The sequence below is a fragment of the Methylobacillus draconifructus genome (assembly GCF_045984355.1).
GTDB classification, from domain to species: Bacteria; Pseudomonadota; Gammaproteobacteria; order Burkholderiales; family Methylophilaceae; genus Methylobacillus; species Methylobacillus flagellatus_A.
This window is the reverse complement of the sequence record NZ_JBJQII010000005.1, coordinates 281,982-307,285: the sequence shown is the minus strand read 5'-3', so window position 1 is coordinate 307,285 and position 25,304 is coordinate 281,982. Positions and strand designations below refer to the sequence as shown.

The 25,304-nt window shown below is 54.7% G+C and carries 25 protein-coding genes and 1 pseudogene; 12 read left to right on the top strand and 14 right to left on the bottom strand.

Annotated features, from left to right (window positions below; all coding sequences use genetic code 11):
- Window positions 1-3: 3 nt before the first annotated feature.
- Genes ispG through der form a run of 7 tightly spaced genes read left to right on the top strand, consistent with a single transcriptional unit; the run spans window position 4 to window position 7,559 of the window.
- Window positions 4-1,290: a flavodoxin-dependent (E)-4-hydroxy-3-methylbut-2-enyl-diphosphate synthase gene (ispG, locus tag ACJSDX_RS12660; RefSeq protein WP_407994990.1), complete on the top strand. Its 1,287-nt coding sequence runs from the start codon at window positions 4-6 to the stop codon at window positions 1,288-1,290.
- A gap of 24 nt (window positions 1,291-1,314) precedes the next feature.
- Window positions 1,315-2,574 (top strand): histidine--tRNA ligase, encoded by a 1,260-nt coding sequence (gene hisS / locus ACJSDX_RS12655; protein ID WP_407994989.1) that lies wholly within the window; start codon window positions 1,315-1,317, stop codon window positions 2,572-2,574.
- Complete coding sequence (locus ACJSDX_RS12650) at window positions 2,571-3,404, top strand: ATP-binding cassette domain-containing protein (RefSeq protein ID WP_407994988.1); 834 nt, start codon at window positions 2,571-2,573, stop codon at window positions 3,402-3,404. The genes hisS and ACJSDX_RS12650 overlap by 4 nt, the downstream gene beginning before the upstream one ends.
- Complete coding sequence (locus ACJSDX_RS12645) at window positions 3,404-4,219, top strand: ATP-binding cassette domain-containing protein (RefSeq protein WP_407994987.1); 816 nt, start codon at window positions 3,404-3,406, stop codon at window positions 4,217-4,219. Before ACJSDX_RS12650 ends, ACJSDX_RS12645 begins: the two co-directional genes overlap by 1 nt.
- A gap of 14 nt (window positions 4,220-4,233) precedes the next feature.
- On the top strand, window positions 4,234-4,860 hold the full coding sequence (locus ACJSDX_RS12640; RefSeq protein WP_407994986.1) for a YfgM family protein: 627 nt from the start codon (window positions 4,234-4,236) through the stop codon (window positions 4,858-4,860).
- Between the two features lie 30 nt (window positions 4,861-4,890).
- The gene (gene bamB / locus ACJSDX_RS12635) at window positions 4,891-6,063 is read left to right on the top strand and encodes an outer membrane protein assembly factor BamB (RefSeq protein WP_407994985.1); all 1,173 of its coding nucleotides are present in this window, start codon (window positions 4,891-4,893) and stop codon (window positions 6,061-6,063) included.
- Entirely contained in the window at window positions 6,063-7,559 is a 1,497-nt protein-coding gene (gene der / locus ACJSDX_RS12630) for a ribosome biogenesis GTPase Der (protein WP_407995008.1), read from the top strand. Before bamB ends, der begins: the two co-directional genes overlap by 1 nt.
- A 193-nt stretch (window positions 7,560-7,752) precedes the next feature.
- On the opposite strand, the gene ACJSDX_RS12625 is transcribed toward der, so the two are convergent.
- Complete coding sequence (locus ACJSDX_RS12625; protein WP_407994984.1) at window positions 7,753-8,556, bottom strand: outer membrane protein assembly factor BamD; 804 nt, start codon at window positions 8,554-8,556, stop codon at window positions 7,753-7,755.
- 85 nt (window positions 8,557-8,641) lie between these two features.
- On the opposite strand from ACJSDX_RS12625, the gene rluD reads away from it, so the two are divergent.
- Entirely contained in the window at window positions 8,642-9,706 is a 1,065-nt protein-coding gene (gene rluD / locus ACJSDX_RS12620) for a 23S rRNA pseudouridine(1911/1915/1917) synthase RluD (RefSeq protein ID WP_407994983.1), read from the top strand.
- Window positions 9,696-10,430, top strand: a complete 735-nt coding sequence (gene pgeF / locus ACJSDX_RS12615; protein WP_407994982.1) for a peptidoglycan editing factor PgeF — start codon at window positions 9,696-9,698, stop codon at window positions 10,428-10,430. Before rluD ends, pgeF begins: the two co-directional genes overlap by 11 nt.
- A 71-nt stretch (window positions 10,431-10,501) precedes the next feature.
- On the opposite strand, the gene ACJSDX_RS12610 is transcribed toward pgeF, so the two are convergent.
- The 10 genes from ACJSDX_RS12610 to ACJSDX_RS12565 form a co-directional block, all read right to left on the bottom strand.
- Window positions 10,502-10,924, bottom strand: a complete 423-nt coding sequence (locus tag ACJSDX_RS12610) for a cupin domain-containing protein (protein WP_407994981.1) — start codon at window positions 10,922-10,924, stop codon at window positions 10,502-10,504.
- Between the two features lie 75 nt (window positions 10,925-10,999).
- Window positions 11,000-11,365 carry a VOC family protein gene (locus tag ACJSDX_RS12605; RefSeq protein ID WP_309565419.1) on the bottom strand — a complete coding sequence of 122 codons (366 nt, stop codon included), beginning with the start codon at window positions 11,363-11,365 and terminating at the stop codon, window positions 11,000-11,002.
- Window positions 11,343-12,170: a heme ABC transporter ATP-binding protein gene (locus tag ACJSDX_RS12600; RefSeq protein WP_407994980.1), complete on the bottom strand. Its 828-nt coding sequence runs from the start codon at window positions 12,168-12,170 to the stop codon at window positions 11,343-11,345. The genes ACJSDX_RS12605 and ACJSDX_RS12600 overlap by 23 nt, the downstream gene beginning before the upstream one ends.
- 8 nt (window positions 12,171-12,178) lie before the next feature.
- Window positions 12,179-13,255, bottom strand: a complete 1,077-nt coding sequence (locus tag ACJSDX_RS12595; protein ID WP_407994979.1) for a FecCD family ABC transporter permease — start codon at window positions 13,253-13,255, stop codon at window positions 12,179-12,181.
- Between the two features lie 23 nt (window positions 13,256-13,278).
- On the bottom strand, window positions 13,279-14,118 hold the full coding sequence (locus ACJSDX_RS12590) for a heme/hemin ABC transporter substrate-binding protein (protein ID WP_407994978.1): 840 nt from the start codon (window positions 14,116-14,118) through the stop codon (window positions 13,279-13,281).
- Between the two features lie 13 nt (window positions 14,119-14,131).
- Complete coding sequence (locus ACJSDX_RS12585) at window positions 14,132-15,175, bottom strand: hemin-degrading factor (RefSeq protein WP_407994977.1); 1,044 nt, start codon at window positions 15,173-15,175, stop codon at window positions 14,132-14,134.
- A 33-nt stretch (window positions 15,176-15,208) separates the two neighbouring features.
- Window positions 15,209-17,608 (bottom strand): TonB-dependent receptor domain-containing protein, encoded by a 2,400-nt coding sequence (locus tag ACJSDX_RS12580; protein ID WP_407994976.1) that lies wholly within the window; start codon window positions 17,606-17,608, stop codon window positions 15,209-15,211.
- Window positions 17,609-17,658: 50 nt separating this feature from the next.
- Window positions 17,659-18,276, bottom strand: a complete 618-nt coding sequence (locus tag ACJSDX_RS12575; RefSeq protein ID WP_407994975.1) for a PEP-CTERM sorting domain-containing protein — start codon at window positions 18,274-18,276, stop codon at window positions 17,659-17,661.
- A gap of 41 nt (window positions 18,277-18,317) precedes the next feature.
- Window positions 18,318-18,941 (bottom strand): PEP-CTERM sorting domain-containing protein, encoded by a 624-nt coding sequence (locus ACJSDX_RS12570; RefSeq protein WP_407994974.1) that lies wholly within the window; start codon window positions 18,939-18,941, stop codon window positions 18,318-18,320.
- Between the two features lie 81 nt (window positions 18,942-19,022).
- On the bottom strand, window positions 19,023-19,685 hold the full coding sequence (locus ACJSDX_RS12565) for a PEP-CTERM sorting domain-containing protein (protein ID WP_407994973.1): 663 nt from the start codon (window positions 19,683-19,685) through the stop codon (window positions 19,023-19,025).
- A 160-nt stretch (window positions 19,686-19,845) separates the two neighbouring features.
- Between ACJSDX_RS12565 and ACJSDX_RS12560 the strand changes: the two genes are divergently transcribed.
- A complete protein-coding gene (locus tag ACJSDX_RS12560; protein WP_407994972.1) occupies window positions 19,846-19,995 on the top strand; it encodes a hypothetical protein in 150 nt (49 codons plus the stop codon).
- Between the two features lie 174 nt (window positions 19,996-20,169).
- Here the strand turns inward: ACJSDX_RS12560 and ACJSDX_RS12555 are convergent, their stop codons facing one another.
- Together ACJSDX_RS12555 and ACJSDX_RS12550 are read right to left on the bottom strand one after the other, a co-directional pair.
- A complete protein-coding gene (locus tag ACJSDX_RS12555; RefSeq protein WP_407994971.1) occupies window positions 20,170-22,482 on the bottom strand; it encodes a TonB-dependent receptor domain-containing protein in 2,313 nt (770 codons plus the stop codon).
- 98 nt (window positions 22,483-22,580) lie between these two features.
- Window positions 22,581-23,246 carry a PEP-CTERM sorting domain-containing protein gene (locus ACJSDX_RS12550; RefSeq protein ID WP_407994970.1) on the bottom strand — a complete coding sequence of 222 codons (666 nt, stop codon included), beginning with the start codon at window positions 23,244-23,246 and terminating at the stop codon, window positions 22,581-22,583.
- A 287-nt stretch (window positions 23,247-23,533) separates the two neighbouring features.
- Here ACJSDX_RS12550 and ACJSDX_RS12545 point away from each other — a divergent pair, with 287 nt between their 5' ends.
- Both ACJSDX_RS12545 and ACJSDX_RS12540 read left to right on the top strand, forming a co-directional pair.
- Window positions 23,534-24,316, top strand: coding sequence for a ZIP family metal transporter (locus ACJSDX_RS12545; protein ID WP_407994969.1), 783 nt, complete (start codon window positions 23,534-23,536; stop codon window positions 24,314-24,316).
- A pseudogene (locus ACJSDX_RS12540) lies at window positions 24,313-24,905 on the top strand (radical SAM protein); the annotation flags it as partial. The gene ACJSDX_RS12545 and the pseudogene ACJSDX_RS12540, both read left to right, overlap by 4 nt.
- A 17-nt stretch (window positions 24,906-24,922) precedes the next feature.
- On the opposite strand, the gene ACJSDX_RS12535 reads toward ACJSDX_RS12540, so the two are convergent.
- On the bottom strand, window positions 24,923-25,243 hold the full coding sequence (locus tag ACJSDX_RS12535) for a hypothetical protein (protein ID WP_407994968.1): 321 nt from the start codon (window positions 25,241-25,243) through the stop codon (window positions 24,923-24,925).
- Window positions 25,244-25,304 lie beyond the last annotated feature (61 nt).

The window sequence follows — 25,304 nt, the reverse complement described above, 5'->3', positions numbered from 1 at the left end:
GTCTTGGGATATCAAACTCTCAGTCGGCGTACCACCAAGACAGTGATGATCGGTCATGTCCCGGTGGGCAGTAGTGCCCCGGTGGTGGTGCAGTCCATGACCAATACCGATACCGCTGATGCCGCAGCCACGGTGCAGCAGGTGCATGAGCTCTGGCGCGCGGGCTCGGAGGTCGTGCGCATTACCGTAAATTCGCCGGAGGCCGCCGCGCAGGTGGGCGCGATCCGGCGACAGCTTGACGATATGGGCTGTAATGTTCCGCTGGTGGGCGATTTCCACTTCAATGGCCACCGCTTGCTGGCGCAGTATCCCGATTGCGCGGAAGCGCTGGCAAAATACCGCATCAACCCGGGCAATGTGGGCAAGGGCTCCAAGCGCGATGAGCAGTTTTCCTCCATGATCAAGGCGGCGATCGACTACAACAAGCCTGTGCGCATCGGCGTCAACTGGGGCAGCCTGGACCAGGCCAAGATGGCGCGCATGATGGATGAAAACTCAAAGCGTGCCGCGCCATTGACGGCGGATGCCCTGATGCGCGAGATGCTGATCCAGTCGGCGCTGGAGAATGCGGCAGAGGCGGAAGACCTGGGATTGCCCAGCGACCGTATCATCATTTCCTGCAAGGTAAGCGCCGTGCAGGACCTGATCAAGGTATACCGCGACCTAGGCAGCCGCTGCGATTATCCCCTGCACCTCGGGTTGACGGAGGCGGGGATGGGTTCCAAGGGGATTGTGGCGTCCACTGCCGCCTTGTCTGTACTGTTGCAAGATGGAATAGGAGATACCATTCGGGTGTCGCTCACCCCGGAACCGGGCGAGCCACGTACCAAGGAGGTGGTGGTGGCGCAAGAGATCCTGCAGACCATGGGCATACGTTCATTCACCCCATTGGTGACCGCTTGCCCCGGATGCGGGCGGACGACTTCCACGTTTTTCCAGGAGTTGGCGCAGAAAATTCAACGTTACCTGCGTGACCAAATGCCGGTCTGGCGCAGCCAGTATCCCGGAGTGGAGAACATGAGCGTGGCCGTGATGGGTTGCGTCGTCAACGGCCCCGGCGAATCCAAGCTCGCGAACATCGGCATCAGCCTGCCGGGAACAGGGGAAGTGCCTGTCGCCCCCGTCTATGTCGACGGCGAGAAAACCGTGACCCTCAAGGGCGAGGGCATCGCCGACGACTTCAAGGTGATCGTGGAAGAATACGTGCGCGTCAATTATGCCGAGGGCGGGCGCTTGCGCCAGCAGGAATCGAGCAAGGGCCTGAAAACCATTCCGCTCAAGGCAATCTAGAAAATAACACTGAATCAAGCATCTATGTCCGATAAGTTTCAAAGCATCAAGGGTTTCTACGACATCCTGCCAGCGGATACCGCGCTTTGGCAGCGGTTGGAAGACGGCGCCAGGCGCGTCTTGGCCCAGTACGGCTACCGCAATATCCGCCTGCCTATCGTCGAGCCGACCGAGCTTTTCATCCGCGGCGTAGGCGAGCACACCGATATCGTCGAAAAGGAAATGTATTCCTGGGAGGACAAGCTCAATGGCGACCGCCTGACCTTGCGTCCCGAGGGTACGGCCGGATGCGTGCGTGCCGTGGTCGAGCATAGCCTGACTTACAATGGGCCGCAGCGCCTATGGTACATTGGGCCGATGTTCCGGCATGAGAACGTGCAGAAGGGCCGCCAGCGCCAGTTTCACCAGATCGGCGCCGAAGCGTTCGGCTATACTGGGCCGGATGTCGATGCCGAGCAGATTGCCATGCTGGCAAGGCTTTGGCGCGAGCTTGGCGTTGCGGACGCAGTCGAGCTGCAACTGAACACCATTGGCGATGCATCGGAACGAGCCGAATACCGCCAGGTGCTGATCCGTTATTTCGAGCAGCATGCGGACATCCTGGATGATGACGCCAAGCGGCGCCTGCATGCCAACCCCTTGCGCATCCTCGACAGCAAGAACCCGGCGATGCAGGCTATTATCGAGGCCGCTCCCAAATTGCTGGATAGCCTCGGCGAGGAAAGCCGGGCGCATTTCGACGGGGTCACCAGCCGGCTCGAGCAGCTCGGCGTCAACTGGGTATTGAATACCCGCTTGGTGCGCGGCCTGGATTACTACAACCGTACCGTGTTCGAATGGGTTACGGACAAGCTGGGTAGCCAAGGCACCATTGCTGGCGGTGGCCGCTACGACACCCTGGTGCAGAGCCTGGGCGGCAAGGAAACCCCGGCGTGCGGCTTCGGTATCGGTCTTGAGCGCGTCTTCCTGCTGATGCAGGAGTGCGGCATTGAAGTGGTTCACAGCCCCGATGTCTACTTAGTGAATGTCGGCGATGCGGCGGGCAAGGCAGCCTTGCCTATTGCGGAAGCCTTGCGTGACAGCGGCTTGAACGTGAACCTGCATGCGGGGGGCGGCAGTTTCAAGTCGCAAATGAAGAAAGCCGACCAGAGCGGCGCCCCTTACGCCTTGATTCTAGGCGACGACGAGGCCGCCGCGGGCGAGGTTTGCCTGAAACCATTGCGCGAAAGTGGCGAGCAACGCAGAATGTCCCTGTCCCAGGCCATAGAGGCATTGCATACATGACCGAACTGCTGCGCATTGAAAACCTGACCATTGCTCCCAGGGCCGAGCCCGAGCGTTTGCTGGTCAAGCATGTTTCCTTTGCGCTGGAAGCCGGCAAGACCACTTGTATCGTGGGCGAGTCCGGAAGCGGTAAAAGCCTGACGGCGTTGGCCGTCATGGGCTTGCTCTCGGATCAATTGCAGTTGAAAAGCGGCAGCATCCATTTCAAGGGCCGTGATATTGCACAGGCCAGCCATGCACAGCTGCAGAAAATCCGCGGCAGGGAAATCGGTATGATTTTCCAGGAGCCCATGACTTCGCTCAATCCCGTATTGACTGTCGGCTATCAGATAGGCGAAAGCCTGGCGCAGCATCTCAAGCTGAGTGGCGCAGCCCTCAAGGCGCGCGTTGCCGGTTTGTTGCAGCAGGTGGGCATCCCGCCCGAACGCGCCGGCAGTTATCCGGACGAGTTGTCCGGCGGCCAACGCCAGCGCGTCATGATCGCCATGAGCATTGCGTGCGAGCCTGCCATGCTGATTGCCGATGAACCGACGACTGCGCTTGATGTGACGGTGCAGGCGCAAATCCTCAAGTTGCTGGACGACCTCAAGACGCGCATGCACATGGGCATGCTGTTCATCACGCACGATTTCGGCGTAGTGGCCGATATTGCGGACAACGTCGTGGTCATGTTCCGCGGCGAGATCGTGGAATCAGGGCCGGTGCAGACCGTGCTGCAAACTCCGCAACACCCCTACACCCGCGCCTTGCTTGACTGCGTGCCCGATGCCGACGGCAAGAAGCCGCTCAAGCCTATCGATTATGCCTGGTTGCAGGCAGGAGCCGCCTGATGAGCACCGCACCGGACCAATATATCCTGCTTGCCCGCGGACTCAACAAAACCTATACCCAGCGTAGCGGGCGTTTCGGTTTTGGCAGCACCAAGGTCAAGGCGCTGGATGACGTGAGCATTTCATTGCGGGCTGGCAGCACGCTGGCGGTCGTGGGCGAGTCCGGCAGCGGCAAATCCACTTTGGCGCGTTGTCTGTTACAATTGCAGCCCCTGGACAGCGGCGAAGTTATTTTTCAGGGCAATAACCTGGCAGGATTCTCGGGCAACGCCTTGCGGCGCGAACGCCGGCACTTGCAGATGATTTTCCAGGATCCGTTCGCCTCGCTCAACCCGCGCATGAAAGTGCGCGACATTGTGGCGGAAGGGCTGGTGATTCACGAAATCGGCACGCCACAAGAACAGCAGGACAAGGTCGTGCAAATGCTGGAGCGGGTAGGGCTGAGCGCTGCCGACATGAATAAATATCCCCACCAGTTTTCCGGCGGCCAGCGCCAGCGTATCGGGATTGCCCGGGCGCTCGTGCTGCAGCCCAAGGTCGTGGTGTGCGATGAACCGGTTTCTGCGCTGGATGTATCGATCCAGGCGCAGATTTTGTTGTTGTTGCAAAGCCTGCAGCAGGAAATGGAGCTGAGCTATATCTTCATCAGCCATGACCTGCGCGTGGTGCGTCATATCGCGGATGATGTCGCCGTCATGTACAAGGGGCGCATTGTGGAACAGGGGAAGGTGGAGAGTATTTACGATTCGCCGACCCAGGACTATACCCGTAATTTGTTGAATTCTATCCCTGGACGCAAGTCCTTGGCTGCGTAATTTTAGGAAAGAGCATGGCATACGATTTGGAAGAACAGGATCAGCTGGATGCACTCAAGAGCTGGTGGAAGCGCAATGGCAATCTCGTGGCCGGCGTGGCGGCAATCGCCTTGGTCGGTTTTGGCGGCTATGAAGGCTGGAAGTACTACCAGCATCAGCAATCCGCAGCTGCTTCCGTGCAATACCAGAACATGGCCAATACCGATATCAAGGATGCCGCCAAGATCCGCGCGCTGTCTGCCGAGCTGATCGATAAATATTCCTCCACGCCATACGCGGGCCGCGCAGCCGTGGCCGTGGCCAAGCTCAACTACCAGGAACAGGACCTGGAAAGCGCCAAGTCGCAGTTGACATGGGCGTCCAAGAACGCCAAGGAAGATGCGGTGCGGGCGATTGCATTGCTGCAGCTGGCTTCGATCCAGTACGAGGAAAAAGCCTACGACGAGGCGTTGAAGACCTTGTCTGAAAAGCACGACGAAGGCTATGCCGGATTGTTTGCCGACCTGAAGGGCGATGTACTCGTGGCGCAAGGCAAGACCGACGATGCCAAGGCCGCTTACAAGGATGCGCTTGCCAAGCTGGATACGCAAGGCGACTACTACAAATATACCGAGCACAAGCTGGAAGCACTCGGCAGCTAAGTGATTAAAGCTTAATAAGTGGAGCTAAGTTTGCGTTCAATTTCATTGCTGGTCGCCGCTACCTTGGTATTGGGCGGTTGTACTACGATTACCGACCTCAAGACCGATATATCCGAACGCATGTTCGGGCGTGACCAGGCGGATCCGCCAGCAGAGCTGGTCGATTTCAAGCCTACCTTGAAGCCGAGGATAGTCTGGTCTGCCAAACTGGGCGAATCGGGCCTGGCGGATTTTATTCCGGCAGCGTCTGAAGGCGCTGTCTATGCTGCAAGCGGCAATGGCGAAATTGCCAGGTTCGATGCCATCAGCGGCAAGCAGGTCTGGAAAATCAATGCCGGGGAAGCCCTGACGGGCGGCGTCGGCCTGGGTAGCCAATTGGTGTTGGTCGGGACGCCCAAGGGCTATGTGCTGGCATACGACCTCGACGGCAAGTTGTTGTGGAAGTCCAAGGTCAGCAGCGAGGTCTTGAGCGCTCCGCAAGTGGATAACGGCGTAGTGGTGGTACGTTGCGGCGACAGCCGGATCTTTGGCTTGAATGCCAAGGACGGCGCGCGCAAATGGGTATACGAGCGCGCGACCCCAACCCTGACACTGCGCAGCAGTGCAGGCGTGACTATTGCCGACGGCGCTGTCTATGCGGGTTTTGCGGGCGGCAAGCTTGTCGCATTGCGAGCCGAGGACGGCAAGACCTTGTGGGAGGCATCGGTGGCCTTGCCGAAGGGAACGACGGAATTGGAGCGTATCGCCGACATTACCAGCCTGCCGGTCGTGGATGGCCCGCTGGTATATGCAGTCGCCTATCAAGGCCGTGTGGCAGCCGTCGAGCGTACGACCGGGCGGGTCACCTGGAATCGTGACATTTCCAGCTATACCGGCCTGGGGGCGGAAGATGCCCGCGTGTACGTCTCGCATGCGACCGGCGCCGTGTTTGCGCTTGATTATTCAAGCGGCCGTACTTTCTGGCGACAGCCCGATCTCAAGAACCGCCTGCTGAGTGCGCCGCTGCCCATGGGCGGCGTAGTGGCCGTGGGCGATGTCGAGGGCTATATCCATTTCATGGATCGGGATGAAGGTAATTTTGTTGCCAGGCTGCAAACGGAAAAAGGTGCCATCATGCCGCAGCCGGTGGCGATCGGCACCAATGGTTTCCTGGTCCAGACCCGCAAGGGCGGCCTGTATGCCGTTTCAGTAGTTCCGCAATGATGCTGCCAACGATTGTCCTCGTAGGCCGGCCCAATGTGGGCAAGTCGACCCTGTTCAACCGCCTGACCAAAACCCGCGACGCACTGGTGGCAGATCTGCCGGGGCTGACGCGCGACCGGCACTATGGCCGCGGCGTGGTGGGAAGCAAACCCTACCTGGTCGTGGATACGGGTGGTTTCGAGCCATTGGTGGATAGCGGCATCCTCAAGGAAATGGCGCGCCAGACATTGCTGGCGATCGATGAAGCCGACGTGGTGATTTTCCTGGTGGACGGACGCAACGGCCTTGCGCCGCAAGACAAGGTGATTGCCGAGCGGCTGCGTAAGAGCCAGCGCCCTATCTTATTGGCCGTCAACAAGACGGAAGGCATGCAGCGCGCGATTGCCAGTGCCGAGTTCCACGAGCTTGGCCTGGGCGATCCCTTGTCCATTTCTTCGGCCCATGGCGAGGGCGTACGCGACCTTGTCGAGCTGGCCCTGGAAAATTTCCCTGAACCGGATGAGGAAGAAGAGGCCAAGGTGAACCAGGTGCCCAAGGTGGCGATCGTCGGGCGCCCGAACGTAGGCAAATCCACCTTGGTCAATGCATTGCTCGGCGAAGAGCGCGTCATCGCATTCGACCAGCCCGGCACTACCCGCGACTCGATCTATCTGGACCTTGATCGCAACGGCAAGCGTTACACCATCATCGACACGGCAGGCGTGCGCAAACGGGGCAAGGTGTTCGAGGCGGTTGAGAAGTTTTCCGTGATCAAGACCATGCAGGCAATCGAGGAAGCCAACGTCGCCATCCTTGTGGTAGACGCACAGGAAGGGATCACCGAGCAGGATGCGCACGTATCGGCCTACATCCTCGACAGCGGCCGTGCATTGGTAGTGGCCGTGAACAAGTGGGATGGCCTGGAAGAGGACAAGCGCGAGTGGATCAAGCGCGAGATCGACCGCAAGCTGCAATTCCTCGATTTTGCCAAGTTCCACTATATTTCCGCCTTGCGCAAGAAAGGCCTGAATGAACTGTTCAGCTCCGTGGATGGCGCCTACAAGGCTGCCATGGCCAAGCTTTCAACCCCGCAGCTGACCCGCGTTCTCGAGGATGCGACCATGCAGCACCAGCCGCCGATCAGCAAGGGCATACGCCCCAAGCTACGCTATGCGCACCAGGGTGGCAGCAACCCGCCTATCGTGGTGATCCACGGCAACCATGTGGATGGCATCAAGGACAGTTACAGGCGGTATCTTGCCGGGATATTCCGCAAGGCGTTTCAATTGACCGGCACGCCGCTGCGGGTGCAGTTCAACCAGGGCAACAATCCTTTTGCCGAGCCGGAAGAACGCAAGCAGGGAGAGGGCATCGTGAGCATGCGCAGGCGCAAGACTGCGGAACGTGCCGCCTTGAATGCACGGAAGAACGAGGATCAAGGGCGCAAGGTGAAGAAAAAGCCTGGCGTAGTGGCAAATGCACGGAATGTCAGAAAGCCGGCAGCAATCAAGAAGTAGATTGAATGTCTGCTAGGAAAGAGAGTTAGCGAATTATTGGCCGGGCAATGCCCGGCCATGTTTTTATGTGAGCGTATTAAAAGCGTCTGACAAAACTTAGCGAAAAGACTTGGCTAGGCGCTCCTGCCGCAGACAGTAAAAGCAGAGTACGGCAAGGCAGGGCAACAACGCCGGAAGCGTTTTGTTAATTGCCCTACAGCAGGCTTTCCCAGAACTTCCACCAGACACGTTCGTCCTTAGGCACATTGTTGCTGAGCATGGGGCTGTTGGGATAGTTCTGTGCCAGCACGCGCTTGGTGTCGTCGCGCAGGTCATCCATGTTCATGGCGTCGTAGGCGCTGATCAGGATTACCAAGGCTTCCTCGATATGGGGCGTGTCGGGGTAGAACTCCATGACATATTTGCAGCGGTTGGCCGCAGCCACGTAAGCCTGGCGCTTCATATAGTAGCGGGCGACGTGCAGCTCATGCTGGGCGAGCGAATTCACCAGATAGCTCATGCGCAAGGTGGCGTCCTTGACATAGCGGCTGTTGGGGAAGCGGTTCACCAGCTCCTTGAGGGCAAGGAATGATTCGCGCAACGATTTGGGGTCGCGGTCGCTGATTTGCTGCTTGGTGAGTTTCTCGATGACGCCGCGTTCGTTGAAGGTGGCCAGGCCCTTCATGTAGTATGCATAGTCCACGTTCGGGTGGTTGGGATGCAGCTTGATGAAGCGGTCTGCCGCGGCCATCGTGGCGGCAGGGTCGTTTTTCTTGTAATGCGCGTAAATCACTTCAAGCTGTGACTGGGTGGCATAGCGGCCATGCGGATAACGGGACTCCAGTATCTGGAAATACTTGATGGCTTTTTCATAGTCGCGGGTGGTCATGTTTTCCACTGCAGCGGCGTAGATACGCTGCACCGGCCAGCCCTTTGTTTCATCCAGCTCCGTCGGCGAGCCGAAAATCGCGCAGCCTGTGAGCCAGAGTACTGCAATTAACGTTAAACTATGCTTCATTTACAAAATCCATGATTAAGGTTGTGGGTGCCGTTTAACACAATGCCGCTGCCTTGGCGCAGCGCATCATGATTGATTATAACCGATGAGCAACACCGCAACGCCTATTACTCTCACAATTACCCAGGAGCTTGGGGGCATGCGCCTGGACCAGGCGCTGCAACGCCTGATGCCGGAACACTCGCGTTCTCGCATCCAAGGCTGGATCAAGGATGGGTTAGTCACCATTGCCGAAGAAACCCCCACAGCCAAGTTCAAGGTATGGGGCGGGGAGCAGGTACAGATCACGCCGCAAGCGGCGCCGGAGGCATCGGCTTTCGAACCGGAAAACATTCCGCTGGACGTGGTGTTCGAGGACGAGCATATCCTGGTGATCAACAAGCCTGCCGGCCTGGTGGTGCATCCTGCGGCGGGCAACTGGAGCGGCACCTTGCTCAATGCCTTGCTCTATCATGTGCCGCAGCTCAAGGACGTGCCCAGGGCCGGCATCGTGCACCGGCTGGACAAGGATACCAGCGGCCTGCTGGTCGTTGCCAAGACGCTGGCTGCGCAAACAAACCTGGTGAGGCAATTGCAGGCGCGCACCGTCAAGCGCGAGTACCGCACCATCGTCTGGGGGCAGGTGTGGCGCAACGGCAAGGTGGACCAGCCTATCGGCCGCCATCCGCACGCTCGCACCAAGATGGCAGTGAACCGCATGGGCAAGCCCGCGGTCACCCATTATGAAGTGCTGGACCGCTTTTCCGTGCATACCTACATGCGCTGCCTATTGGAAACCGGGCGCACGCACCAGATCCGCGTACACATGCAGCACCTCAAGGCGCCCATCGTCGGCGATCCGGTCTACGGCATACGCGGCATTCTGCCGCTACGCCATATTTCGGACAACCTCAGGACCGTATTGCTCGATTTCAAGCGCCAGGCGTTGCATGCCATCCGGCTCGGGCTCAAGCATCCTGCGACCGGCGAACCGATGGAGTGGCAAGTCGAGCTTGCCGCCGACATGAAGGTGCTGTTGGAAGCGATCCGCGCCGAAAACGTGCCGCCGGAAGAAGCGGATGCGTTCTACGTGGATGACGACGAATTCGCCTACGAGTATGACGACGATGAAGGGGATGACTGGTTCGAGGAGGACGAGGATGCTGAATGACCAAGACTTGATTGTTCCAGATTGGCCCGCGCCGGCCAATGTCAGGGCGTTGCAAACCACGCGGGCAGGCGGCATCAGCAAATCGCCTTACGACAGCCTGAACCTGGGGATGCATGTCGGTGATGCGCCGCTGGATGTGGCAGCCAACCGCCAGCGCCTGAACCGCTATGTGCCAACGGAGCCGGTATGGCTCAACCAGGTGCATGGCATCACGGTGGTGGATGCAGGTATCGCCAGCTGCGCGCCTGATGCCGATGCCGCTTTTGCCCGCACCCGGCGCACTGTATGTGCCGTCATGACGGCGGATTGTCTGCCTGTGCTGATCTGCGATAAGGCAGGCACCATCGTGGCTGCTGTGCATGCGGGCTGGCGCAGCCTGCTGGATGACGTGATAGAGAAGACGGTCGTCGAAATGGGTAAGCACGGCAGCGACCTGCTGGCTTGGCTGGGCCCGGCCATCGGGCCTGACGCCTTCGAGGTGGGTGATGAGGTGAGGAGGGCATTCATTGCAAAGGACGCAAGGGCTGAGCAGGCCTTCAAGCGCGCTCCTGCCGGAAAATGGCTGGGCGATATTTTCCAGCTAGGGCGGCAGCGTTTGGCGAACGTCGGCGTGACAGAAACCTACGGCGGGGGCCTATGCACTTATCATGATGCCGGGCGTTTTTTCTCGTTCCGCCGCGACCAGGCCACAGGCCGTATGGCAAGCCTGATCTGGCTGGAGTAACACTAAAATAAATATCTAGGACAGCTGATAAAATTTCCTGAAGTTATACTCTTTGCCTTGTACTGCTTCGATCATTGCTCTTCCAGCAATGGAATGCCTTCGCCGCCCGCGTAGAACACAATCAATACCGCAGGGCTATCGCCTGTATAACCACGGTGCACGGCATGCACCATTTCGGGGAGCGCCTGCCCTGGGCCGAGGTGCAATGTTTCGCCGGTGCCATGCTTTTCCACGGTGATTTCGCCGGAAAGGATATAGGCGACATTGGGCACAGGATTGCTATGCCATGGCAGGGAAGTGTTGGGCGGAATGGTAAAGCGCAACACGCTCAGCTCCGGCTTACCGCCCGGGTAATTGGCGTAGTTCTTGCCATCCCAGGCCTTGACGCTGCGCAGCACCGGCTCGACTTGCAGTTGTTGCTCGGAGGCTGCGATGGCCGGTGTGCTGAGGAGATTGAGGCCGGCGATACAGCATAATGTCCAGAAGCTTTTCATGAGGCACCATTCCTTTCTTGCAGATTGCAATGTCACACATTGCTTATCAAGCAAGGAACAGGCCAGAAGTATTGCCTAGATATTATGGCCGATGCGCCAGAGCACTCCGCTCGGGTCGGTGAAGACAAAATCGCGCATACGCCATGGCTGGTCGGTCACTTCTGAGATTTTACTGCCGTATTTCTCGGCTATGCCGGATTGCCGGATACGCTCATGCCAGGCATCCGCATCCTCCACCAGCAAATGCATCATGAAATTGTCTGCGTAAGGCTGTACGTAGAAATCCTGCAGCAGGAAAGCGCAATGTTCATAACAAAAATAGGCGATGCCGCCGCCTTCAGAACGCTTCTCGAAACCGATATCCTGGTAGAACTGCTGGGAAAGCTTGAAATCCTTGGCTGGCACGAATGCCTTGATTTCAACGGTCTTGAGCGTGCTCATCTCGCTTCCTCCATTGGGAATGGTGCCGGCGTGCGGCGATCATAGGCGTGCCGCCATCCGGGTGGTTGAGCAGTATGCAGGGCAGGTCGAAGCAGGCTTCGACCATGGCGGGCGTCATGATGGCTTCCACCCGGTCAATCGCTTGCAGCCTGCCGTCGCGCAGCAAGGCAATACGGTCTGCATATTGCGCTGCGAGGTTGAGATCGTGCACGATGGCGACCACTGCCACATCGCCCTTGTCCGCCCATTTGCGGGCGATTTCGAGAATGCGGTGCTGCTGGCGCGGATCCAGTGCCGCGGTGGGTTCGTCCAGCAGGAGCAGCCTGGGGCCTTCGCCTGGCTCCCATATCTGGGCCAGCACGCGCGCCATCTGCACGCGCGCCTGCTCCCCGCCCGAAAGGGTGGTATACACCTGCTCGGCCAGATGGGCCGCATCGACTTCCTGCATGGCCGCCATGGCGATCTGGTAATCCTGCGGGCGGTTTGCACCTTGATGGTGCGGATGACGCCCCAATAGGATGATTTCCAGTGCAGTATAGGCAAAGCCCACTTCAGCCTGTTGCTGCATGAGCGCACGCTGGCGCGCGAGCTTGAGCAAATTCCATTCGGATAAGCGCTTGTCGCCCCAATGTACTTCGCCTTGGCTGGGCTTCAATTCCCCGGACAGCAGGCGGATGAGCGAACTCTTGCCGGCGCCGTTGGGACCGCAGATCGCCACCAGCTCCCCTGGTGGAATCATGAAGTTGATATCGCGCAGCAATGTCTTGCTGCCAATATCGAGTCCGGTATTGATGACTTTTAGCATGACTATCCCTATACCCCGATTTTGCGGCGCATGCGGAACAGCAGCGCGAGGAAGAAGGGCACCCCGAGCAGGGCGGTGATGATGCCGACGGGCACCTCCGTCGGCACGGCAATCGTGCGCGCAAGCAAGTCCGACAGCAGCACCAGGATGGCGCCTACCAGTGCGGAGGCCGGCATGACCAGGCGCTGGTCTGGGCCAATCGCCAGCCGCACCAGGTGCGGCGCCACCAGGCCGATAAAGCCGATGATGCCCGTCACCGACACCACGGCGCCCACGGCAAGCGCAATCGCGCCGATGCATACCTGGTTGAGGCGGCGTACGGAAACGCCCAACAGACTGGCCTGCACTTCGCCGAGCGCAAGCGTGTTGAGCGCGCTGGATTGCTTGAGCAGGATGAGGACGGAACTGCCGCTCAGGCAAGCCACCATGGTGACCATCGGCCAAGTGGCGGCGCCTAGGCTGCCCAAGGACCAGAAGTTGAGCGAACGCATCTGCAAATCCGAGGCGATAAACGTCATCAAGCCGATCAGCGCTCCGCAGAGCGAACTGATGGCAATCCCGGCCAACAGCATCAGGGCGATCGAGGTGCGCCCCTGGCGCGTTGAAATGACGAAAATCAGGATAGTGGCAATCAGGCTGCCGATGAAGGCGAAGATGGGCAGGGCGAACTCGCCGATCACGTCGTGCAATGCCGCCATCCAGACGCCGCCCAGCACAATGGCAAGCGCTGCAAACAAAGCTGCGCCGCCCGAAACGCCAACCAATCCGGGCTCTGCCAGCGGGTTGCGCAGCAACGCCTGCATCGCCGCGCCGGATACGGCCAATGCCGCGCCGGTGAGTATGCCGAGGGCCAGGCGGGGCAGGCGTATATTCCACAGCACCATGGCTTGCTGCATGTGCTCTTGCGGAATGGATTGCCATGCGGCAGACCCGGGCGGGCTGGTCAACAGCTTGACGACGTCCAACGGCGCAATGCTGACCGCGCCTATGCCTGCCGCCAGTACGACCAGGATGAAAAGGGTCACGCCCAGCCCGATCAATACACGGCTGCGTAATTGCAGGCTACGGCTTGCAGGCAAGGCCATTCGCAAGGAGGGTGCCGCTCCGCTCATTGCTTGCGAATGGCTTGCCCCAGCTCGACAAGCGCGGCGGGAAGGCGGGGAGTGAATCCGAGAATGTATTGCGTATCCATGCTGACAATCCGGTTGTTCTTGCCTGCGGGCGTCATATTGAGGCCCGGCGTTTTCAGGAAGTTCTGCAAACCGCCGCTGGCTTCCAGGCCCTCGTTGGTAGTGATGATCACGTCGGGCGCGGCTGCCACCAGCGCTTCGGCGGTCAGCGGCCTGTAGCCTTTATATTGCGAAGCCATCACGTTCTCGGCATGCACCAGCTTGATGACGGCCGATGCGGCAGTATCGTCGCCGGCCGCCTGGGCGCCGCGCCCGGAATTGTTCATGACAAACAATACGCGAGGATGGTCGGGCAGCTTCGCAAGCTTGGCTTCCGCCTCTTTCCAGGCAGCTTCGTATTGCTTGGCGAGTTGCTCCGTGCTGCTTGCGTTGAGCTGTTTGCCTATGGTACGGATATCCGCCGCCACTTGTTGCGGGGTATGCGAATTCTCCTGCAGTTGCAGCACCTTGATGCCGGCATTGCGCACCTGGTCGATCACGTTGCGGGGGCCTGCGCCGGCCTCGGCGATGATCAGCGTGGCACCGGTAGACACCAATCCTTCCGCGGACAAGGTCCGCATATAGCCTACCTTGGGCTTATTGGCGGCGGCCTGGGGATAGACGCTGGTGATGTCATTGGCAATGACTTCGTCGCCCTTGCCCAGGGCATAGACAATCTCGGTCACGGCACCACCTATCGTCAGCAGCTTCTCAGCCGCAATAGCAACATGGCTGCCGAACATCAAGCCGGTAGCAAGCAACAGGGCGCGGATTTTCATTGCTTTCCTTTGATTATTTCAGTGTCGGCAGCTGGGCCACGATGTTGCGCCAAGCCTCGAGTTCGGGCTTGCCCGGCTTACGTTCGCCAAAGAACTGCGCCATGATTTCGCCATTTTTATCAAACACTTCCAGCGAAGTCACGATGCCGTCCTCAGTCGGCTTTCTGACAACCCAGGTTTCCACGATCAGGTCGGCACGTAAGTGCAGGTTGAACGACTCGTCCAGCACGTTGATCCAGGGGCCGAGTTCCTTCACGTTCTTGATCGGGCCGGTATGAATCTGGATATTGCCCGGATTGCCGACAAAGCACATGATGCTGGTGCCGTCTGCCGCGGCAGTTTCCAGCATTTGCTTGGTGGCATTGTTATCCACCTTGTATGCATGGCCCTCAGGCGCCAAGCGCAACCCTTGGGTGCGGCCAACGCCGAACTTGCGCAACAGCATGAAGAAGTCGTGCGTATCCTTCATGGCCAGCCAAGCAGCCTTGAAGCCTTCCTGGTCGATTTCACTGTCGGGCGTCTCTGCGGAAGCAGGCTTGGCCGCCTCGACTTCCTGGCCCGGCGTCTGGTCGTCGCTGCGGTATTTTTGTACCAAGTCGTTCCAGGCATCCACATTGCTGAAATCCTTGAGGTGGATCTTGTGGATCGCCGTGCCGGCGGCATCGTAGAACTGCAGGCTGCGCTGGGTGCCTTTTTCGGTTTCTTCGGTTACTGCATATCCATGCTTCCATTGCGAATAGAAAATGCGCAAGTCGATATCGGGACCAACGACCAGGCCGACATGGTCGAACGATACGTTTTCGTACGTGCCGACTTTCTCATGCACGGTGCTTTCATTGCGGGTAAGCGCCATCACGCGGCCTAGCTTAGGCACATCAGCAATGATCTCGTTGAACGGCCCCTTGAGGCGTACGGTTTCACGACCAATCGCATTGGCGATGGCCTGGCCTTCGCTGATGCCGATAGCTTGCGCCGCTTCACGGTTGCGCAGTTTTTGTTCTTTTTTAGCAGTGTGGAAGGCTTGGTATTGTTGTTCGGTTGTCGCCAATTGATTCATGATGGTTCCTCCTTTAGATCAATTCTAAATAAATTAATAAATGAATTCTGCATAGAACTTAATGTTACGGCCAGGACCGGGTAAACCAATATCTCCTGCAAACCCACCATCGAGATAATATTCTTCGTTTGTGAGATTCTCTCCAAGCAATCTAAAGGTAAGGTGTTGATTGGGACTCCAACGAATGCCTGCATTGAATAATTCGTAACCATCTTGAGTCCCAAATTGAGCATTCGGTCCAGCTAGGCTGTTTAAGTACAGTTTTTCTGAAACCCGACGGTAATTCAAGTTGATATCAATGTTCTTTCCAATGTTAGCGCCCAATGTCAGGTTCAAGGTATTACCTGGGACTGTATAGAGTGGACCAGAAGTATTGGTTTGAGGATAAATAATTTTTCCTGATATCCTAGAATAGGATGCTTGAGCATATAAATTCCTATAATTCAGACTGTTTTCAAATTCCCATCCATTGCGGATTTGAGTGCCATATATCGGAGCAATGCCAGAACGGCTGGAACCTGGATTAAAAACCGTTGTAGTACCTAATACTGAATTACTAGTATGGCTATGGTAAAACGTTGCCTTCGAGTTCAGTTGGATATCGCTACCAAAAAGGCGAGGAGTATTGTATGAAACTCCGCCCTCTGTGTTTTCCACTCGTTGCGTGCGGAAAACATCGTCACATGACGATCCGTCAGTTGGACACAGGCTGGCACTATTGACTGATCCTGCTAAATCTCCCCAAACCAAAGGGTTCACATAACGACCATTGTTGACAAATGCGGTGCTAATGGGAATGGCACGGAACCCTTGACCGTAATTACTAAACAAGGTCAACGAGTTGGGAATAAGATCAAAGGCAATACTTAGTGTGTATATTTCTTCTCTGGATCTGATTTTAGTTGTTTGATTTGCAATTTCCAGACCTTCTTTTGTGTCATCAATAGCTTCTTGCTTAACGAAATCCTTCCTGTAACCTGGTGTTAAGGAAAAGCGTTGGATCCTCAGTGATGGCTGTATGTAGTAGGCACTTGTAGTCTGTATGCCAGAAGCTGGTTCCTGAGCTGAGCTAGTGCTTATTGAGGCGGGATTATCAAAACTTCTTAATAATTCACGTTTTTGCTTAAAATATTGAACGCCGGTAAATAGCGTCATATTAATATTGCTAGATTCATAAAGAGTTGCCGTATTGGATAAATCAAAATTAGTATTTTTGAAATTGTAGGCATCCAGTCGATCACCACGGCACCGGCGTGCAGAGTCGTAAGCGCTCTGTGCTGCATTATCGGATTTGCGGCGCAAGATATATCCATCACAGTACAGCGTAGTACTTGTATAAGGTAGATTTCCAATCCAACCCAGAGGCAAAGTCTCATCTTGTTTGGTGTGACCAGTGCCTAGGCTGGCCCTGATGTTGATCCATTTGCTGTCAGGTGTGTAAGTTAGTGTTTGCGCGATAGTTTCTTCATCAATAGCTCGCATAACGTATGGCGGAGTGAAATCAATATTAGTGGTTGTGTCATATCTCTGCCTCATGGGGCTTTGTTCGAGCTTTGTGAGTGATGTTGATATTTTTAATGCATCAGTAGGATAAATGGTAATTTTATAGAGTTCAGAGACAGTAGAAAGATTGGAAAACTCTAACTCTTCCCCGTTACCTTGAGTAATATTGTTCGATTGCCTATTGGTATAGTTGTAAAGTAAGTCTATCCGTTCATGTGGGCGTGCATAGGCAAGGTATGAGCGGAGATATTCGTCATTATTGTTACCGTAGCCAAATTTTACTCTTCCACCAACTGTTTGACCGGGACGTAAGAAATCTTCGGCGTCTTTTGTTGTGGTGATAACGGCGCCGCCCAGGTAACCAGTGTTGCTGCTGATTTGTGGTCCACGCCGAATCTCAATGGTCTTGAGTAGGTCTGGTTCAATATAAGTGCCTTTGGAACGGTATTTCTCATAATTCTTCAAGACACCATCTACGGAGACAGCAACATCCTCTTCGGTATATCCACGAATGTTAAAACTCATTGCATTCAGTCTTGGACCGCCATCAATGCTAACACCAGGGGTATTCCTTACAGCATCAAAGACGTTGGATACTTGTCTTTTCTCTAGATCATCAGATGTAATTTTTGTAATGGACTGTGTTTTATTGATACGTTCATCACGAATTCTGGAAGAACTGACGCTGGTTTCCGGCAAAATGGTATCTTGAGGATTGCTTCTGCCGGACGGAGCTGGCGTAGATGTTGGGGTGGGAGCTACTTTTTTGATAGGTTGTTCTTGATCTTCCTCAGACTCTTCTGCCAGGCCGAGCAATGGCTGATGTAGCAAGGCAGAGAATAAAACAAGTGCCAATAGTGTGCCGCGGTTCGACATGATGGAGCTGGCAATTGTCATGATGGGATAAGGAAGGACCAAATAAATGTTCAAGCAAAACCCGGCATGTGAAATACATGCCGGGCATACGGCTAACTAATAACTTACTTCTTGCGACGGCGGCTTGCGGCACCGAGCATGCCCAGTCCAAGAGCCAACATGGCGTAAGTGCTGGGTTCGGGCACGGCGGCTACTGCAACCGTTGCCAGGGCTACCTGGTCGATCAGGATGTGGGCTTCGGCAGCCTTGAACTGGAAGGTGTACAGATCTGCACCTGTTACATTGTTCCAAACCCAATACAGTTCTTGCTCGCTGCCGGCACCTTGATCTGCGCCATCGGTAAAGGCCAGGATGCTATTGGCGGAAACGCCGTTGAGCGAAGCTTCGGAAGCCAGGCTGTTGCCTTGGGTGGCTACACGCAGGTACACATCAAAAACACCTGCAGTACCAGCCAAGGTGGCGGTAATGGTTGGCAGGCTGAACAGGGTATAGATGTCACCATTTTGGAAGGTGAAACCAGCAGGAGAAAGGCTGATGGTGCCTGCGCCAATTTCGGGGGTGGAATCGCCGGATAAGGTGTCGAAAGTATTCCACTCTGTCAATTGGACTGGTTCGGCATCACCCCACGGTGCAGCAGAATCCCACACACCGCCAGCTGCCAATGCGGAGCCGCTGAATACCAAAGAGGTTGCCAATGCGATCGAAGATAATGTTGTGTTCATTTGTTTTAATACCTAACTATATAAAATAATTGAAGACTTAATTACTTACGAGCGCGCCGGGCAGTTGCTCCTAGCACGCCTAGACCCAATGCGAGCATTGCGTAGGTGCTTGGTTCCGGTACGGCGGTAACGACGGCTAATGCGAGTTGATCAAGGCTCAGGTGTGTTTCAGCTGCACCGAAATTGAAGACATAGATACCGGCTGCAGATACATCGCTCCACTTCCAATAAACTTCTTGCTCTACGCCACGGCCTGACAACAGGAAGGTTTCTACCAAAGTGGCGGATACGCCGTTCAGGGTCGCTTCTGTATTGAGCAGGGTGCCTGTGGTAGCTGCACGCAGGTAAACGTCAAATGTGCCGGTAGCGGTTGGCGAGCCGAGTAGGGTGGCGATGAAGTTGCTTACGCCAAAAGAGTTGTAAATATTCTGGGTGCTGGTGAGGGAAGCCAAGGTGCTGGTTTCGGTAAGCGTCGCGCCTGCGCCATATTCTGGAGTTGTATTGTGGAATGAAGACGCAAAGTTATCCCAAGCGGCATATTGCACAACCAGGGAGTCGTCCCATGGCGTTGCGGAATCCCAGACATTGGTAGCAGCGAACGATGTCGTGGCGAATGTGGTGCCTACCGCCAAGGCGATAGCCGCCATTTTTATGGAAAAAGTCATGATGTATTACCCCGATGTAATATAAAGATACTAGCCCGCACAAAGTACGGGCTAGTGATATTGCTTTTAGTTGATTAACGTTTAGGCGTTGTTCTTGCGGGAACGACGGCCAGCGTAGGCAAGCACGCCGAGGCCGAGTGCCAGCATGCCATAGGTGCTTGGCTCAGGAACTGCTGCAACTGCAACAGTGGCGAGGGCCAATTGGTCCAGGCTTGTATGGGCTGTCAGGTCGGTCCATGTGAAGGTGAGGTCGCTATTGACGCTAACATTACTCCACAGGAAGTAGTATTCGCGCTCAGCGTCCACCATGCCGAATTGAGTGCCGTTGTATTGGTAGAATGTTTCTACAGCTGTGGCAGCTAGACCGTTCAGATAGGCGGTAGTGGAAGGCTCAAGACCCTGAGATGCGACACGCAGATAAACGTCAAATACTCCGGTGGCTGATGTGTTCAGCACAGTGTTGTAGGAGATAGCGTTTTCCTGCCAGCTGTAAATGTTGTCAGTGGATGTGATGATCGGGGTGCCAGTCGCAGTCAGGGTTCCGCTGCCTGCTACATCAGGGGTTGCGTCAGTGAAGCTGTTGCCACTTACGCTGTCCCAGGAAAATTCATTCCATTCTGCGAAGTCTGTAATTGTTGCAGAGCCCCAGGGAGTAGTGGCTGTGTCCCAAGTGTTGACAGTTGCGAAAGCGGAAGAGCTGACTACTAGACCTGCAGCGAGAGCTAAAGCTGAAAATTTCATCATGAATACCTTTATAAAGTGAATGCCACCAACCCCTTCCCCTTGAAGGCGTAGACATTCAATTCAACATTTAGACTCACGGACCCACACCGTCGAGCAATCAATGACCATCACCCTATGAACGGGTACGGTCAGAAAACCAATTCCATTAATCGGCCGTGTTATGTTGGCTTTTATCCTGATCATTGCTTGCGGGCTGGAAGTCCACGACAAAGCGGTACTGTTTGCCGCAATCAATGATGATTTCTTTTTGCCCGCGACGCAGCAGGCGTATATCGACCTTGAGGCTGCCGAAGCCATCATGCTCAACTAACTCATCCAATAGGTTGATTAGGCAAGTCTTTACAGGGGCTTTTGCTGGCAACATAAGGTGAAATTTATCCGCTTATTATGAATGATACTTGCATACTGATAGCAACATTAAAACAAATGATAACAATTATCATTGAGTGATGCAATAGCGGTATGCATACATTTACATTTGAAATTAGAAGCTTATTTCAGTAATGAAGCGGATGTTGCGGCCAGCGGCGCGGTTGCCTTGGAATCCGCCAAGGTCCCCGCTTGCATTTAGGTAATAGTCCTTGTTTTTGATATTTTCACCAACCAAGCGAAAAGCGAGATTCGGGGCGGCGATCCAATACAGTCCTACATTGAATATTTCGTATCCGTCCTGAATATTAAGTCCGGAAGTGCCTATATACGCCATGCGGGGAGATACTTTTCTATAGCTGATATTGAAGCCCAGATTTTTTAGTATCTGAGTGCCCATGGTCAAATTGAAGGTTTTTGCGGGAATGCGATAAAGTTTTGCCGAGTGCTCTTCATTGTTGATTTCTGTACCCCAGGTATTGGAAAAGGAAGCCCGGACATAGAAGTCGCGGTATAGCAGACTCCCTTCGAACTCATTGCCTTTTCTTTTTTCTTTACCGTCTTGTATTGCAATGCCTGTGGTTGGATCCATGCTGAAGGAGCGTAATAGGTGATCAGTATCTATCTCGAAATAGGTCAGTTTTGAAATCAATTGCACTTCACTATTGAATAAGCGTGGGTTTTCATAGCTCAAGCCAAATTCACGTGATTCGCTCTTCTGTAGCTTGTATACGTCTCCGCAGATGTAGTTGGTAGATGGGGTTGCGCAGTTTCCTTCGCCGCCATCGTAGCCATTGTAAGGAAAGTCAGCTGCACTCGAATATGAGAAGTATTCATTGGTGGATGGCGGACGGAATCCTTGGGCATAGTTTCCGAACAAGGTCAGTTGCCTGGGAATTAAGTCAAAAGTCAGGCCAAGGCTGTAAGTTTTATGGGTAAAACTGATGCTGTCGGACAAGCCTTTTTCTGCCAGATGGTTTTTGACGCGAGGCTCCAGCGTTTTCATTTCATACCAGTCGATGCGGACACCGGGAATGATGCCCAGCCGGTCGATTTGCAGTCTTGGTTGGACGTAAAAGGCGGAATAGGTATTTTTACCAGAAACGCTCGCAGCCCAGAATCCGTCATTGCAAGAGTAGTTCGGATCACGAAGCGGGTCACGGCAGCTGCTGTTCTGTGAATAGGTCCTGCTGATTTCCTTGCTGATGCTACGGTGTTGCAATCCGGTCAATAATGACAGGCTGAGTGTGTCTTGCTTGAAAATATCAGCAGTATTGGCAATGTCGATCGACGTACTTTTAAACTTCAAATGATCATATCTCGTGCCTAAATTCCTTGTGCATTTTACATTGATCGCATAGTAGCAATTGTCGTCCATTTTTGTATGACCTTTGCCCACGGTAGCAACAAGATTGATCCAAGGATGGTTGGGATTCCAGCGGATGGTTTCAGAGATACTGTAGTCTTCTATCGTGCGGACCACGTTGCCGAATAAGTCGGGATTTGCCCCTATTGCATCGTATTGTTGCAATCCGGACTCTTCCAGTAATACGGCTGATGTGGAAAGCTCGAGCGTATCCGTAGGGAAAATACTGATTTTCAGGAGTTGGGATGTTGAGTCTACATTGGACGCTTCAAGCTTGCTGCCGTCAGCATGGGTAATGTCGTTGGAGTTTCGATAGGCGCGGTTATACAAAATATCAATCGCATCGTGAGGGCGTGCATACACAAGATAGGATTTCTGGAATTCATCGTTATTGCTGGCATATCCAAATTTCAGGCGCGCGCCATAGCGCTGGCCGGGCTTCAGCAGGTCGGCAGCGTCTTTCGTCCTGAGCAGGACGGTTCCGCCTATGGAGCCTGAGCCACTGGAGATTTGCGGCCCTCGTTGCACCTCAATGGATTTCAATAATTCCGGCTCGGCAAAGGTGCCGCCAAACCGGTATTTTTCAAAGCTTTTCGGGATGCCGTCCACACGGACTTGAACGTCTTCATTATCTGCAAAGCCTCGCACGTTGAAAGACATGCCGCTTGGTCGAGGCCCGCCTTCAAATGTTACACCGGGCACATTTTGAACAGCCTCGAAAATAGTGGCTGGTTGCGTTCTTTCCAGTTCCTTGGCCTCTATGGTCGTAATGGTTTGAGTTCGGTCGAAAGTGACGGCATCCTGCTTAATGCGGCTGGCACTGACGCCGACTTCCGGCAGTACTGTGGCTTCAGGAGGGAGAGATTTTGAAGAGGGGCGCGTAGTGGATGGCTTTCTCTCATTCTCATTGAACGTTGATTTATTTTCTGTCGACTCAACTGCCGCTGCAGGGGTGGTTTGCTGTTGATCGGCAGCTAGTGCCGGCAAGCCTGTTAACACTGGCAAAAATAGCATAACTGCGCAGGCGATGCGAAAATAGCCAGGTTTTTGGAAGGTTTTCATGATGGGCTGCATTGAGCTGAGGCATGGACGAGAAAAACCGGCATCTGGACATTATGACCAGTTGCCGGTATCGGTGAATGCCGGAAGTGTTATGACGATCAGGCGATGTTCTTGCGGCGGGAGCGGCTGCCCATGAAGCCCAGGATGCCTAGACCGATTGCCATCATGCCGTAGGCGCTTGGCTCAGGCACGGCAGCAACAGCTACAGTTGCAAGGGCCAGTTGGTCCAGGCCTACGTGGGATTTTGCAATAGCATTGAAGTTGAATACCTGGTTTACACTGGTAATCGTGACGTCTTGCCAAACCCAGTAGGCTTCTTCCACGTAGCCAGAACCCATGCCTTCAAATTCCACAATATCAAAGAATTGAGTGACTTTAGTCGCTGATACACCGTCAAGCGTGGCTGTGGGCAGGAAGGTGGAGCCATTGGTCTTGACCTTGAGATACACGTCAAAAACATCGCCAACTGCGCCAATGCTGGTCAACTGGAAGTTGTAAGTCGCATCGTTGTTGGTGAAGTGATAGAGATTTCCAGTGCTGGTAACAAATACTCCAGCTTGCGCATTGACGTAGCCGTTGCTGCCGTATTGCGGTGTTGCATCGCGTCTGCCAACGAATGTATTCCATTCGGCATAATCGGTGGCATCTGCAAGGTCACCCCATGGATAGTTTTCGTACCAAACATTGTCGGCAGCGAAAGCCTGGCTGCTGAAAAATGCGCTACCAGCTAAAGCCAAGGCAGCAAATGTGGTTGTCATTTTCATTGATTTATTCCTCGCTTAAGAGCACCTGACAGTCCCTTCCCCGAGAAGGCGCTAGTACTCAACTACATACAAAAAACCCCACGGACTCTCACCGTCGGGGCAAATGGATAACCTTCTTTATGAGCAAGATGATTATCCGGAGTCATGGCAGTTTCCCAGTAGGGGGGGAGGTGAGGGATCTACCTACAACTACAAATAATAATTATTAGCATTAACATTATATAGGTTTTATAAAAAACGCAAGGCTATGCTCATAAAAATTGAGGCGTCCCTTATAATTCATTCTTATGTCCATATTGCTCATGATTATTTTGGTGAGTGTCGCCGGCGGAGTATTGAGTGTGCTCGCTGCGGCATTTTTTGCACTCAAGGCCAAGGCCGCCTGGGTGCCCATGTTGATCAGTTATGCCATAGGCGCGTTGCTTGGGGCGGTATTCCTCGAAATCCTCCCGCATGCATTTCAGATATCAAGCAGCCTTGAGGTGATGTCGGCTACGGTGCTGCTGGGTATCCTGCTATTTTTCATGCTGGAGAAGCTGGTGTTGTGGCGCCATTGTCATGGTGAAGCATGTGAGGCGCATGCGGTAGATGCTCATCACCACCAGCATGGGGAGCATGATCATGGCCGTAGCGGATTGATGATCATGATCGGCGACACTTTCCATAATTTCGTGGACGGGGTGTTGATCGCGGCTGCTTTCTTAGTGGATGTGCGGCTGGGATTCGTCACTGCGGTTGCCATCATCGCCCACGAAATCCCCCAGGAAGTGGGTGATTTCCTGATTTTGCTGCATTCAGGGTATAGCAAGCAGCAGGCACTGCTGTTTAACCTGGTGTCGAGCATGGCGACCCTGGTTGGCGCCGTGGGCGCTTATTTCGCGCTGGGCTTGGTGCAGGGTTGGATTCCCACGATTCTTGGGTTGGCTGCCGCCAGCATGATATACGTGGCTGTCGCAGACTTGATTCCCGGGTTGCACAAGCGGACGGAATTGCGTGCGACCTTGCAGCAGGTTGGCCTCATCGGGCTGGGCGTGGCGTCCATATGGCTAGCGGGAGAGTTGGTGCACTGATTGCGGATGGACTGATTCTGTCTTACCTCGATGTGCCATTGCAGCATTTCAGCCCGCGCATCCTCAAGGCGATGAAACGGCCGGCCAGCAGCGAGAATAACTTGGCGCGCATCAAGGCCTGGCGGGACATTTGCTCCGACATCACCATCCGCCGCACTTTATATCGCTGGCTTCCCCGGCGAAACGGATAAGGATTTTGAACACCTGCTTGAGTTTCTGCAGGAAGCCCAACTGGATCGGGTAGGGTGTTTTGCTTATTCTGCAGTAGATGGCGCTGCAGCGAATGCGCTGGGTAATCATGTGTCAGAGCCGTTGAAGCAGGAGCGTTTGGCGCGATTCATGGAAGTGCAGGAAAGCATCAGCGCTGAAAAGCAAAAACGCAAGATTGGGCGCATTGAAACCGTACCGTATTGACTGATGAGGTAAATGGCGACCAAGCGATTGGCCGTACGGCAACGGATGCTCCGGAGATTGATGGGGTGGTTTATCTTGCGGGTGCGGATGGTTTGCAGCCGGGCGATCTGGTGGAAGCGCAGATTGTCAATTCAGACGGTCACGACTATGGGCTGCTCCGCCGGTAAGGGATTGAACGCAATAATGCCCGGGCTAGCTGAACAGGTCTGGCATGATGGGCGCGGGGCGCTCTGAATCAGCGCGCTCTTCCAGGAAATCCAGAGTATGAGGGCAGCGCGTGGGGTTGCGGATGGATTTGCGCTTCTTGCCGGTCGCGTGAATGTTGATGTAAGGCGTCTGGCTGATGCGCACATAGCCGGATGCTTGCAGCTTTGCCAGCGTGGTTTCAAACAGGCTGAGCGGATTGTCTATGTTCTGCAGGGTAATGGAACTCTTACCGACCTTGAGCACGTTATACATGACAAACTTGTTGCCCGTCTGTTTGCCATAGATTTCGCCGCTGTGAATATCCACAATTTACCTTTCCCAATACTTTTCCAATCATATCGTTATGGCTGGAACTTTACAAGGTTGG

Coding starts and splice junctions, on each gene's coding strand:
- ACJSDX_RS12600 (WP_407994980.1), bottom strand. CDS start 12,170: ATGCTAAAAGTCATCAATACCGGACTCGATATTGGCAGCAAGACATTG.
- ACJSDX_RS12565 (WP_407994973.1), bottom strand. CDS start 19,685: ATGATGAAATTTTCAGCTTTAGCTCTCGCTGCAGGTCTAGTAGTCAGC.
- ACJSDX_RS12650 (WP_407994988.1), top strand. CDS start 2,571: ATGACCGAACTGCTGCGCATTGAAAACCTGACCATTGCTCCCAGGGCC.
- pgeF (WP_407994982.1), top strand. CDS start 9,696: ATGCTGAATGACCAAGACTTGATTGTTCCAGATTGGCCCGCGCCGGCC.
- ACJSDX_RS12545 (WP_407994969.1), top strand. CDS start 23,534: ATGTCCATATTGCTCATGATTATTTTGGTGAGTGTCGCCGGCGGAGTA.
- ACJSDX_RS12610 (WP_407994981.1), bottom strand. CDS start 10,924: ATGAAAAGCTTCTGGACATTATGCTGTATCGCCGGCCTCAATCTCCTC.
- rluD (WP_407994983.1), top strand. CDS start 8,642: ATGAGCAACACCGCAACGCCTATTACTCTCACAATTACCCAGGAGCTT.
- ACJSDX_RS12555 (WP_407994971.1), bottom strand. CDS start 22,482: ATGAAAACCTTCCAAAAACCTGGCTATTTTCGCATCGCCTGCGCAGTT.
- der (WP_407995008.1), top strand. CDS start 6,063: ATGCTGCCAACGATTGTCCTCGTAGGCCGGCCCAATGTGGGCAAGTCG.
- ACJSDX_RS12585 (WP_407994977.1), bottom strand. CDS start 15,175: ATGAATCAATTGGCGACAACCGAACAACAATACCAAGCCTTCCACACT.
- ACJSDX_RS12550 (WP_407994970.1), bottom strand. CDS start 23,246: ATGAAAATGACAACCACATTTGCTGCCTTGGCTTTAGCTGGTAGCGCA.
- ACJSDX_RS12595 (WP_407994979.1), bottom strand. CDS start 13,255: ATGGCCTTGCCTGCAAGCCGTAGCCTGCAATTACGCAGCCGTGTATTG.
- ACJSDX_RS12570 (WP_407994974.1), bottom strand. CDS start 18,941: ATGACTTTTTCCATAAAAATGGCGGCTATCGCCTTGGCGGTAGGCACC.
- hisS (WP_407994989.1), top strand. CDS start 1,315: ATGTCCGATAAGTTTCAAAGCATCAAGGGTTTCTACGACATCCTGCCA.
- ACJSDX_RS12575 (WP_407994975.1), bottom strand. CDS start 18,276: ATGAACACAACATTATCTTCGATCGCATTGGCAACCTCTTTGGTATTC.
- ACJSDX_RS12625 (WP_407994984.1), bottom strand. CDS start 8,556: ATGAAGCATAGTTTAACGTTAATTGCAGTACTCTGGCTCACAGGCTGC.
- ACJSDX_RS12560 (WP_407994972.1), top strand. CDS start 19,846: ATGTTGGCTTTTATCCTGATCATTGCTTGCGGGCTGGAAGTCCACGAC.
- ACJSDX_RS12590 (WP_407994978.1), bottom strand. CDS start 14,118: ATGAAAATCCGCGCCCTGTTGCTTGCTACCGGCTTGATGTTCGGCAGC.
- ACJSDX_RS12640 (WP_407994986.1), top strand. CDS start 4,234: ATGGCATACGATTTGGAAGAACAGGATCAGCTGGATGCACTCAAGAGC.
- ACJSDX_RS12605 (WP_309565419.1), bottom strand. CDS start 11,365: ATGAGCACGCTCAAGACCGTTGAAATCAAGGCATTCGTGCCAGCCAAG.
- ACJSDX_RS12645 (WP_407994987.1), top strand. CDS start 3,404: ATGAGCACCGCACCGGACCAATATATCCTGCTTGCCCGCGGACTCAAC.